Source organism: Marseilla massiliensis, from assembly GCF_016899955.1.
GTDB classification, from domain to species: domain Bacteria; phylum Bacteroidota; class Bacteroidia; order Bacteroidales; family Bacteroidaceae; genus Prevotella; species Prevotella intestinigallinarum.
In genome coordinates, this window is the sequence record NZ_JACJJL010000001.1 from 83286 (window position 1) to 95199 (window position 11914).

The 11914-nt window shown below is 61.1% G+C and carries 7 protein-coding genes; 2 read left to right on the forward strand and 5 right to left on the reverse strand.

The window, feature by feature from the left end; translation table 11 throughout:
- Window positions 1–642, reverse strand: coding sequence for a leucine-rich repeat protein (locus H6B30_RS00340; protein WP_205106766.1), 642 nt, complete (start codon window positions 640–642; stop codon window positions 1–3).
- Between the two features lie 321 nt (window positions 643–963).
- On the reverse strand, window positions 964–2973 hold the full coding sequence (locus tag H6B30_RS00345) for a BCCT family transporter (protein ID WP_205106768.1): 2010 nt from the start codon (window positions 2971–2973) through the stop codon (window positions 964–966).
- Window positions 2974–3752: 779 nt separating this feature from the next.
- Between H6B30_RS00345 and H6B30_RS00350 the strand changes: the two genes are divergently transcribed.
- Window positions 3753–6476 carry a hypothetical protein gene (locus tag H6B30_RS00350; protein WP_205106769.1) on the forward strand — a complete coding sequence of 908 codons (2724 nt, stop codon included), beginning with the start codon at window positions 3753–3755 and terminating at the stop codon, window positions 6474–6476.
- Window positions 6477–6590: 114 nt separating this feature from the next.
- Here H6B30_RS00350 and H6B30_RS00355 read toward each other — a convergent pair whose 3' ends face one another.
- A complete protein-coding gene (locus H6B30_RS00355) occupies window positions 6591–8426 on the reverse strand; it encodes a DEAD/DEAH box helicase (RefSeq protein WP_205106771.1) in 1836 nt (611 codons plus the stop codon).
- Window positions 8427–8592: 166 nt separating this feature from the next.
- On the opposite strand from H6B30_RS00355, the gene H6B30_RS00360 reads away from it, so the two are divergent.
- Entirely contained in the window at window positions 8593–9114 is a 522-nt protein-coding gene (locus H6B30_RS00360) for an LOG family protein (protein WP_205106773.1), read from the forward strand.
- Window positions 9115–9562: 448 nt separating this feature from the next.
- Here H6B30_RS00360 and H6B30_RS00365 read toward each other — a convergent pair whose 3' ends face one another.
- Both H6B30_RS00365 and H6B30_RS00370 read right to left on the reverse strand, forming a co-directional pair.
- Window positions 9563–10747, reverse strand: a complete 1185-nt coding sequence (locus H6B30_RS00365; protein WP_205106775.1) for an FprA family A-type flavoprotein — start codon at window positions 10745–10747, stop codon at window positions 9563–9565.
- A gap of 88 nt (window positions 10748–10835) precedes the next feature.
- Window positions 10836–11780, reverse strand: a complete 945-nt coding sequence (locus H6B30_RS00370) for a carbohydrate kinase family protein (RefSeq protein WP_205106777.1) — start codon at window positions 11778–11780, stop codon at window positions 10836–10838.
- Window positions 11781–11914 lie beyond the last annotated feature (134 nt).

Genomic DNA, 11914 nt, shown 5'->3' on the forward strand with positions numbered 1-11914 from the left:
TCATTGCTTTACGGTTATTTTATACGGCTTTCCGCCCACTGTCACCACATACGTGCCAGCGTCCAGCCTCACTGCGTATGCGCCCATGGCCACGGCAGTGCCGCCGGCCACCAGCCGTCCCGACATGTCGTAGACCCTGACGTCGCTGCTTTCACGGCCGCCGTTGCTTACAGTCAGCATGCCCCCGGGCCCTGCCGACAAGCCTATGTTGCCGGCGCCCGCCTGTGCCACTCCCGTGGGGTGCAGCACCACCACCTTGGTGTGGCTGAAGCCCCTGTCGCCCTCAACGCGGGCCTTCACCCCGTCCGTCTGCACGGTGATGGTAAGCCCGTCGCGGTCGGGGAAAGCCCCCTCGCCCACGTGGGCTATGTCAAGGCTGTAAATCACCACGCTCTCGAGCCTGTCGCATCCGCTGAAGGCCCCCGCCCCTATCGACGTGATGTTGTCGGGCAGGATGATCTCCCTCAGCAATGCGGCGCCAGCAAAGGCGTTGTCGGGGATGGCATTGTCCAGCATTCCTTCCGGCGAATACTCACGGGCCTGCACAACCCCAATCCCGCGGGTTGTCCTGACAGTGGCCTGGGCGTGCAGCTCTGCGGCTGCCATCGCCCCCAAGGCAACTAATAGTAACGTCTTTTTCATAAACTGTTTATTTAATGTGGTTATTACTGTCTACGAAGGCTCCCAGGCCTCCTAAGAGGCCTAAGAGGCCTAGGCTTCCTAAGATTCCTAGGATGCCTAAGATTCCTAGGATGCCTAGGCTTCTTAGGAGTCCTAGGAGGCCTAGGCAACCTAGGACTTCCAAACCTTCATCTACAAAAATAGCTATTTCATCGCTATACTTTGTTAAACTATCCGATTTTAACTTTTAAAAAATCGCATCGCCCGCCCGTCTTGTTTCTATGGCGAACTCCATTGTCCGCCATGCCCGGTCCGCCACGGCCGCCCGCTTATCCCGGCACGTCACTTTATGGCATACCCGCCCTTGTCTACATACATCATGGCCTTCTTGTCGTCGGCCACGGCACTGATGTAGCGCTCGTACTCTCGCAGCACGTCGGCAATTATCTCCTCCTGGCTCAGATACTGAATGTCGTTGCCCGAACGCCCGTCGCTGTAGTAAGTCACCGGGATGTACTGCTTGTTGGTGCTCACGTCGGGCGTGTTCTCCTCGTCGATAAGGTACTCCGATATGCTGCGCCGCTCGGCGGCCACGCCATACCTGAAGTTCCATATCCTCTCGTGCCTTATCACAATCTCCACCGACAGGGCCCCGCGGCGCCCCTCGTTCACCTCCACGTCGATGCCCCGGCCAGCAAACTCGGCGGCGAGCTCGGCGAAGGCCGGCCTCACCTTCTGGCTGAAAAAGCGCTGTATGTCGGTTTTCTGCGAGAAGGTGAGTATCTGCGTCAGGCGCTCCCGCCAGTGGCTGCCGTCCCAGTTGCGGCTGCCGTAGGGCAGGTTTGAGCTGTGGTAGAGCATGTCGGTGTGCAGGGCCCTCACCAGGCAGAAGCACAGCACCAGCATTATCAGGCCGAAGGGCAGCGCCATCACGAGCGTCATCGTCTGCAGCGAACGCAACCCTCCGGCGTATAGCAGCGCCATGGATATCAGCGCCAGCAGCAATCCCCAGAAGGCGTTCTGCCACTTGGGCGAGTTGGGCGCGTTGCCCGACGAGATGCTGTTCATCACGAGAATGCCCGAGTCGGCCGACGTGACGAAGAACACGGCTATCATGACTATGCCCAGCACACACAGCGCCCCGGCCATGGGAAACTGGCCGAAGAAGCTGAAGAGCAGTATGTCGGGCTGGTCGGCCAGGGCCGAGAGGGCCCCTCCGGCCACGTGGCTGTCTATGTGGATGGCCCCGGCGCCGAACACCGTCATCCACATGAACACAAAGAGCGACGGCACGAGCAGCACGGCCACTATGTACTCGCGTATGGTGCGCCCCTTCGATATGCGGGCTATGAACAGCCCCACAAACGGGGCCCAGCTTATCCACCACGCCCAGAACATGACGGTCCAGCTGGTAAACCACCCCCGGCCGTCGGTCTCGAAGGCAAACGTGTTGAACGTCAGGCCGGCAAGGCGCTGCACATAGTAGCCCAGGCTCTCGCTGAAGGCGCTCAGCAGGAAGGTGGTGGGCCCGAGCAGCAGCACGAAGGCCATGAGCAGCACGGCCAGGCACAGGTTGGCCTCGCTGAGCCGCCTCACGCCACGGCTCACGCCCGCCACGGCCGAGAGTATGGCCACGGCGCTCACCGCTGCTATGATTGCGCACTGCAGGGCGAAGCTCGTGTGGCCCAGCAGGCCTATGTGCACCAGCCCGGCGTTGAGCTGCACCACACCGAAGCCCATCGACGTGGCTATGCCGAAAAAGGTGCTCACCAGGGCAAACGTGTCGGCGACGTTGCCTACCACACCCTTTATGCGCTCGCCCAGCAGGGGGTAGAGGCCGCTGCGTATCGACAGCGGCAGGCGGTAACGGAAGGAAAAGTAGGCCAGTATGAGCCCCATGAGAGCGAAGATGGCCCAGGCGTGCAGCCCCCAGTGGAAAAACGTGGCCAGCATGGCTTCCTTGGCGGGGTTGGCCACGGTGGGCAGCGACGGATGGACGTAGTGCGACATGGGCTCGGCCACGCCGAAATACATGAGACCGATGCCCATGCCGGCGGCAAAGAGCATGGCTATCCATGAGAAGAAGCTGTACTGGGGCCTTGAGTTATCGGGCCCGAGGCGTATGTTGCCGGCCTTGCCGAAGGCCAGCACCAGCAGGAAGATGAAGAAGAGCGATACGAGCATGGTGTACACCCAGCTGAACTTGCGGTATACGTACGACTGGACTGCGAGCAGGGCCTGCTCGGTGCGGTCGGGCCACAGGGCGCACAGCAGCGACAGGGCCAGCAGGACCAGCAGGCCGGGAATGGCCACGGTCCGTGTGAAGGTAGTTTTTTCTTTCAGTATGTTCATTGCATCGATAATGGGTTGACCCCCATGCCCCAAAGGGGCGCGGGCGCAAGCCGCAAGAGGGATGGCGCCGGGGGCGGCCTCGGGCCGCGGGCAGGGAACGGCGGCGGAAGGCTCTCGGTGAGAAAATGCGCGGCAGCCATACAACACAGCCCCTGCCATGGTTGCCGCACGCTTTATGCAAAAATACAGAAAAAATGCGAAAAACGGGACGGCAACATGCCATCTTCCGACAAACAGGCACAAAGCCACACCATAACGGCCACGCCCCATAGCCCCGCGGCGATAGCTTTATGAATATCCGCATGCTGCCAAATGTGAGGAGGAAGAAGACTTTTTCAGGAGGTAGAAGACATTTTCAGGAGGTAGAAGGAGTTAGAAGGAGGAAGAGGGAGGTAGAGGACATTTGCTGGAGTTAAGGCTTTTTCAGGAGTTAGAAGGAGGAAGAAGAAGGAAGAAGGAAGAAGGAAGAAGGAGTTAGAGGACATATTAGTGTATGCAAGTAGCCAAGTAGTTATAGGTAGCTGACGGTTGTTAGGCTTCCTCTTGCTGTAGCCCGGAGTCGGCAGACAGCGGTTTTAGCGGGTAATTCCTCTAACTCCTTCTTCCTCCAGCAAATGTCCTCTACCTCCCTCTTCCTCCTTCTAACTCCTTCTAACTCCTTCTAACTCCTGAAAATGTTTTTTTTGCCCGCCGGCTTGGCCATTTCGGCAAAAAAGGCTATATTTGTGGCACCCAAGCCTTTGGCTGGGGCAAAGACGAAAACCTAACAACCATACGCAATGATTATGAAACACACTTCGCTGATATGCTGCATGGCCATGGCGGCCATGCTTTGCTGTGCAACAGCCGGGGCACAGCAGCCGCAGGCAACCGCTACGACAGTGGCCGCAGGGCCGGGGGCCAAAGCCACCCTCGAGCGCTTTGTCGGCAACATCTCTACATTCAACCGCCTCTTCCCGCAAGAGAAGGTCTACCTACACCTCGACAACACGGCCTACTTCAGGGGCGAAACGATATGGTTCAGCGCCTATGTGGTCAGGGCCGACCGCCCTGCCCTCACAGACATGAGCCGGGTGCTCTACGTCGACCTGCTCGACCCAACGGGCGAGACGGTGGCCACGCGCAAGGTGAAGCTCGACCATGGCCGAGGCTCGGGCTCGTTCAAGCTCGACAAGCTGCTCACCTCGGGATTCTACGAAATCAGGGCCTACACGCGCTACATGCTCAACTGGGACGCCGCATGGGCCTTCTCGCGCGTGCTGCCGGTGTTCGAGGCGCCAAAGGCCGAGGGCGACTACTCGGAGCCCACCATGGCCGCCCACGACTACCGCAAGCGAATGCCCTCGGCCAGGGCCAAGGCCGGCGACGGCAAGGCCCGGGTGCGCTTCTTCCCCGAGGGCGGGCGCCTCGTCATGGGACTGCCCTCGCGGGTGGCCTTCGACGTGACCGGGCCCGGCGGCGAACCGCTGCAGGCCGGGGGCACGCTCACCATGGCCGACGGCAGGCGCGTGGCAGTGGAGACGCTGCGCGAGGGCCGAGGGGTGTTCGACTACACGCCCGCCGAGGGCAGCGCCACGCTAACGCTCACCGACTCGGCCGGGCGGTGGCACGAGTTTGAGCTGCCCGGGGCCGAGGCCGAGGGCTGCGTGCTCACGGTGGGGGCCATTGAGGGCGACTATGTCAACGTGGCCGTGACGCGCTCCAAGGGCTACGACGAACCGCTGGCCATGGTGCTCGTCAACGGGGGCAACGTCGACGCGGCCGACATCCTGATGCCTGGCGAGCGAACGGCGCGCAGGCGCTTCTTCCGCCCCGACATGGCGCCGGGGGTGAGCCAGGTGGCGCTGATAGACCGCAACGAAGACATAGTGGCCGAACGCATGGTGTTCGTGAGCCCGCAGGCGGGGGTAGACACCATCGCCTTCAGGGCCGAGGGCTCGCTCGCGCCATGCGGCAAGCTGGCGCTCGAGGCGCAGACGACGCCGGGGGTGACGTTCTCGCTGGCCGTGCGCGACAGGGCCGCCGACGCCAACGGGGCCGACGCCGACGCCGCCACGTGGCTGCTGCTGTCGTCGGAGCTCAAGGGCTACATACGCAACCCGCAATACTATCTTGAGGCCGACGACGAGGAGCACCGCAAGGCCGCCGACCTGCTCATGATGGTGCAGGGGTGGCGGCGCTACGACGTGGCGCAGATGGCCGGCAGCAAGGAGTTTGTCAGGAGGCAGCCCATGGAAGACGGGCTCTACCTGTTCGGGCAGCTGCACCAGGCCAGCAGGCGCAACAAGACGGCCGGCGTGAAGCTCACGGCCACGCTCTACAACAGGCAGGGGGTGGCCATGGGCGGAAAGGCCACCACCGACTCGGCCGGCATGTATGCCTTCAGGCTGCCCGACTGCGAAGGCGAGTACACACTGCTGCTCAACACCACCAACGCCGAGGGCAAGGCCAAGAACTACAGGGTGGGCATAGACCGCAACTTCGCCCCGGCACCGCGCCCGGTGTGGCCAGCCGAGACCGAGCCTGTGCCGCTGGGCGAGGCCAGGCAGCTGGCGGTGCCCGAGGCGGGCTTCGACACGCTGGCCACGAAGCTGTCGATGGAAGACCGGGTGCACATGATAAGGGAGGTGAAGGTAAAGGGCAAGCGGCTCTTCGAGAAGGCGAGGGCCGGATGGGAAAACGAGCAGCGCGGAGCGTTCAAGGCTTACGTGAGGTATGACTGCGACCGGGCCGCCGACGAGATATACGACGCCGGCGATGACACGCCCACCATCTTCGAGTGGCTCGCACAGAAAAACCCCTTCTTCGGAGGCAACGAGGTAGACCAGGGCGACGAGGGCTACGGGCTGGCCGAGCCACAGGAACTGCCCGTGGAGCAGCAGCTCTCGATGGTCAACGAGGGCGGGAATCTGCAGACGGAGGTGAGCCAGATGGAAGACATGCAGACGGAGAGCGCCCAGGATCAGTACAGGGGCTTCCTCACGCGCGACGGCATGTCATACAAGAACAGGCCCATTGTGTGGGTGCTCAACAACACGTTCTACATGGGCACGTCGACGCGGGGGGTGAGCACGGCGGACATTGTGAACATCAGGGCCGAGACGTCCGAGGAGATGCCCCGCTGGCTCGACGAGTACAAGAGCGTCTACATATCTGAAGACGAGGAAATATGGCGCAACTATGTCGAGGCGCCCGAACTGGCGCGGTACAGCCCCGTCACCATCTTCCTCTACTCCCACCATGAGTTCCCGGCCAAGAGCAAGGGGCTGCGCCACACCCACTTCGACGGCTACAGCCGCGTGGAGACGTTCCAGATGCCCGACTACAGCCTCATGCCGCCCATGGCCGACCACAGGCGCACGCTCTACTGGAACCCCGCCGTCAAGGCCGACAAGGACGGGCGGGCGCGGATAGAGCTCTACAACAACTCGTCGTGCAAGCAGATTGCCATCTCGGCCGAGGGCATCAGCTACGACGGGCGGGCCGTGGTCTACAGGCCGTGAGGCGAAAGTGAAAAGAATTAAGAATGAAAGGTTGAGAATTAAGAATTAAGGAGCGAAAGGCAAAGGGGGCCGGCGCGCCATCGGCGCGCCGGCCCCCTTCCGTGTGCCCGTGTGTCACTTCTTGCGTGGCTTGCGGCGTGCCCACCCCTCCTCTGAGAAGTCGGGCTCGTCGCCCTTGAGCCTCACGCCGTCGTTCTGGAAAAACTGGCGCCAGTCGTCCTGGCGTCCGCCATCGGCTGACCCGCCGCGCTCGGCGCGCCGCTTCTTGGGCTTGCGGTCAAAGCGGGCGAAGGCCCCGCCACGCTCCTGGCCGCGGCCGCCGCGACCGCCGCGAGACTGTGAGGCCTGGGTGTCGTCGGCGTCGTTGCAGCGCACGTCGCGCCCGCGGTAGCGGGTGCCGTCGAGGGCGCGCATCACGCGGGCGGCGTCGCGCTCGGGCACCTCTATGTACGAGAACTTGTCGTAAAGGTCTATGTGGCCCACCTCCTGGCGGCCGTCAACGTTGCGGTTTACAAACTGCATCACCTCGCCGGGGTAGAAGCCGTCGGCCTTGCCCAGGTTGATGAACAGGCGGCGGTAGCCCTGCTCGGCCTTGCGCCGCTCTTTCTTCTCGCCGCGGCCCGCCGACTGCTCTATCTCGGGGGCGTCGGCGTAGTAGGCCAGGAAGCGGCCGAACTCGCGGCTCACCATCTTCTTTATCACGTCTTCCTTGTCGATGAACTCGAAGTGGCGGTTTATCTCGTCCATGAACGGGGCTATCTCTTCCTCGTTGACGTCTACCTTCACTATCTCGTCCATCACCTTGTAGAGCTGCTTGGTGCATATCTCCTGGGGCGTGGGCAGCTTGCCCTCAACAAACTGCTTGCCTATCTGCTTCTCCACGGCGCGTATCTTGCTGCGCTCGCGCGAGTGGACTATGGCTATCGAGGTGCCTTTCTTGCCGGCGCGGCCCGTGCGGCCCGAGCGGTGGGTGTAGCTCTCTATGTCGTCGGGCATGCCGAAGTTGATGACGTGGGTCAGGTCGTCAACGTCGAGGCCGCGGGCGGCCACGTCGGTGGCCACGAGCAGCTGGGTGAGGTGCTGGCGGAACTTCTGCATCGTAAGGTCGCGCTGCTGCTGCGAGAGGTCGCCGTGCAGCGACTCGGCGTTGTAGCCGTCGCGTATGAGCTTGTCGGCCACCTCCTGCGTCTCGCGCTTCGTGCGGCAGAAGATGATGGCGAATATGCGGGGGTAGTAGTCTACCACGCGCTTCAGGGCCAGGTACTTGTCCTTGGCGCTCACCATGTAGTAGACGTGGTTCACGTTCTCGGCGCCTTCGTTGCGGCTGCCCACCACTATCTCCTTGTGGTCGCGCAGGTACGACTTGGCTATCTTCTCCACCTCGCGGCTCATAGTGGCCGAGAAGAGCAGCGTGTTGCGGTTTTCGGGCAGGCTCTCGAATATCTCGTTGATGCTGTCGGAGAAGCCCATGTTGAGCATCTCGTCGGCCTCGTCGAGCACCACGTTGCCCACGCCGCCGAGCTTGGCCACGCCGCGGTTCTTGAGGTCGATGAGGCGGCCGGGGGTGGCCACGATGACCTGGGCGCCGTGGCGCAGGGCGCGCACCTGGTTCTCTATCGACGTGCCGCCGTAGACGGGCACGATGTTGACGCCTCCCATGTACTTGGAGAAGTCTTTCAGGTCGTCTGCAATCTGCAGGCAAAGCTCGCGCGTGGGACTGAGCACCAGCGCCTGGGTGTCGCGGCACCGTGTGTCTATGCGCTGCAGCACGGGTATGCCGAAGGCGGCTGTCTTGCCCGTGCCGGTCTGTGCCAGCGCGATTACGTCGTTGCGGTTGCCGAGCAAATAGGGGATTACTTCTTCCTGTACGGGCATGGGGCTCTCGAACCCCAGCTCCGTGATGGCGCGGCGAATCTCTTCGCTGACGCCCAATTCTTCAAATGTCTTCAATCTAAAAAAAATAAAATAATACGTATTATCGCCCCATGCCCCAGCCCAACTGCTGACGACGGCGTGCGGCGCTTGCGGCTGCAAAGGTAGTGAAAATAACCGAGCATTATACAAAAAAGCTGAATTATTTTGCAGCCATGACCAAAATTGTTACTTTTGCAGCACTATGGAGATTTGTGTTTTCTGCTCGGCAAACGCCGGGCTCGACCCCGACTTCTACCGTGCCGCCGAAGAGTTGGGGCGCATCATTGGCCTGAGGGGCCACTCGCTGGTGTTCGGCGGCACCGACATGGGGCTCATGGAGTGTGTGGCTGGGGCCGCGCGCAGCGCCGGCGCGAGGGTCACGGGAGTGGTGCCGGTGCGCGTCGAGGAGCGGGGCCACACGAGCGCCCACATGGATGTACACATACCATGCTCCGACCTCACCGACCGCAAGGAGCTGATGATGGCGCGCTCCGACGTGTTCATAGCCCTGCCGGGCGGCATTGGCACGCTCGACGAGGTGTTCACCGTGGTGGCCGCCGCCACAATCGGCTACCACTCGAAGACTGTATGCCTGTACAACCTGAAGGGCTACTGGGACAGCCTCATCGCCATGCTCGACGACCTTGAGGCCCGCGGGGCCGTCAGGGGCAGCTGGCGCAACCACATCACGGTGGCATCGTCGGCGTCGGAGCTGCCGCTCTGAGCGTCGAATGGGGAAATAAGGAGTTTGTTTTAGGAGTTCAGGAGTTCAGGAGTACAGGAGTTCAGACAATAGCTTTTGTATACAATGGAGTTATAGGGAGGTAGAAGGAGTTACAGGGAGGTAGAAGACAATAGCTTTTGTATACAATGGAGTTATAGGGAGGTAGAAGGAGTTAGAGGGAGTTAGAAGACAATAGCTTTGGGGCTTATTGGGGAGTTCTGGAATTCTGGAGTTCAGACAATAGTTTTGGAAGCACGTCCCCCTGGGGGCATGGGTAAAATGGGAAGAGATAGTCAATGCCATTGTCCTCTAACTCCCTCTAACTCCTTCTACCTCCCTATAACTCCCTATAACTCCCTAAAACTCCCTAAAACTCCATTTTACACAAAAGCTATTGTCTGAACTCCTGTACTCCTGAACTCCCAAAAAAGACTCCTGAAAACACCCCCTATCCGAGCAGCCTCCGGGCCATGTCGCGTCCCAGCGCCTCGCAGGCGGCGTGGGTGGCGGCGTCGAGGCTCTGGCGTATCTCCACGGGCGTGCCCACGGCCTCATAGTGCAGGCGCGTGTCGTTCCACTCCTTTATCTTGGCCACTGCCTTGCCGGCCCAGGCGTAGCTGCCAAACCAGCCCATGCAGTGGTTCTTTATGTCCTTGCCGGCCAGCTCGGAGAGCAGCACCTCCATCTCGTGGTACAGCCCGGCGTTGTATGTCGGGGCGCCCACTATGAGGCCGCGGTAGCGGAACACGTCGCGTATGATGTACGAGTGGTGGGTCTTCGACACGTTGTACATCACTATGTCCTTCAGCCCGGCGCGGCTGGCGGCGGCGGCCACCACCTCGGCGGCGCGCTCGGTGTTGCCGTACATCGTGCCGTAGCATATCACCAGGCCGGGGTCGGTCTCATAGCGGCTCATGCGGTCGTAGAGCTTCACCACGCGGTCTATGTTCTCGTGCCACACGGGGCCGTGGGTCGAGCAGATGTAGTTTATCTGCAGCCCTGAGAGTTTCTTCAGGGCGTTCTGCACGGGGGTGCCATACTTGCCCACAATGTTCGAGTAGTAGCGCACCATCTCGAGCCAGAACTCGTCGCAGTTGATCTGCGAGTCGACCAGCCCGCCGTTCAGGGCGCCGAAGCAGCCGAAGGCGTCGCCCGAGAAGAGGGCGCCCGCCGACGTGTCAAACGTCACCATGGTCTCCGGCCAGTGCACCATGGGTATCATGGCAAAGCGCAGCTCGCGGCTGCCCAGGCTCAGTGTGTCGCCCTCCTTCACCAGGTGGGTGCCGTCGGCTATGCCGTAGAAGCCTTTCATCATGTCGAACGTCTTGCTGTTGCCGACAATCTTCAGGCCGGGGTAGTATTTCTTTATGAGCCCTATCGACCCGCTGTGGTCGGGCTCCATGTGGTTGATTACGAGGTAGTCTATCTGCCGGTCGCCTATCACCTCGCGTATGCGCTCTATGAAGGGCACGAAGAAGTCTACCTCGACGGTGTCTACAAGGCACACTTTCTCGTCCACTATGAGGTACGAGTTGTACGACACGCCGTTGGGCAGCGGCCACAACCCCTCGAACAGGGCCTTGTTGCGGTCGTTCACGCCAACGTAGTAAATATTGTTTGTTATCTCTTGCATATATGTTTAAATGATGAATTATGGTTATCCTCTTGTCGTTTGCATGCCGCCCTGCGGCCGCCATCAATCCATGCCGCGGGCGGGCTCCTCAGGCCTGCCGCAGGGCGGCCTTCATCTGCCGCCCGAAGTCCTCGTCAACGTAGTTGCCTATGCTGCGGCAGCAGTTGGCAGCAAAGAGCTGGGCGCAGTGCATCACGCTGTCCCACTGGCCGTCGCTGAGGCCGGCATCGATGTCGGCGCGGGTGATGCCATACTTTATCAGCCCGTAGACGAAGCCGGCGTTGAAGTTGTCGCCGGCGCCTATGGTGCTCACCGTATCGGTGTGCTCCACGGGGTAGTCGCGGCTCAGGCCGCCGGCACCCCTCAGGGCCACCGGGCCTGCCCCCTGGGTGCAAATGAAGTGCTTGCAGTAGAAGGATATCTCGCTGCGGTAGACGGTGTCGGGGTCCGACTTGCGGAACATCACGCCGAAGTCTTCGGTGCTGCCGCGCACTATGTCGGCATACTCCAGGTTCTCGAGTATGTTGGGCGTCACCTTGATGAGGTCGGTGCGGTGCGAGGCGCGGAAGTTGACGTCGTAGTAGAGTATGGCGCCGCGGCTGCGGGCATACTCTATGAACGCAACCACCTGGGGGCGTATCACGGGGTTGACGGCATAGAACGAGCCGAACATCACCACGTCGTCGGGGCCCACGTCGGGGTAGGCGAAGTCGAGCTGGTCGTGGGGGTGGTCTTTGTAGAAAATGTACTCGGCACTGTTGTCGTCGCCAAGGAAGGCCAGCGATATGGGCGACTTGCTGTCGGGATATACGCTCACGTTGTCGGCGTTCACGCCGTTGGCCTTGAGGAACGACACTATCTTGCGGCCAACGCGGTCGTTGCCCGCCTCGCTGATGAACGTGGCGTCGACGCCCGAGCGGCCGAGCGATATCACGCCGTTAAACACTGAACCGCCCGGAACGGCGCCTATGGGCTGGTCGTTCTTGAAGATTATGTCGAGCACAGTCTCCCCTATTCCAACTACTTTACGCATACTGAATCCTTTCCAAGCTGCAAATATCTGAATTTTTTGGCAAAACGGCAAGCAACGCGCCACTTTTTCACAAAAGTTAATTTTCAGCGATGGCCACGGGCGGGCGACGCCACGGGCGGCCGCGCACAAAAAAA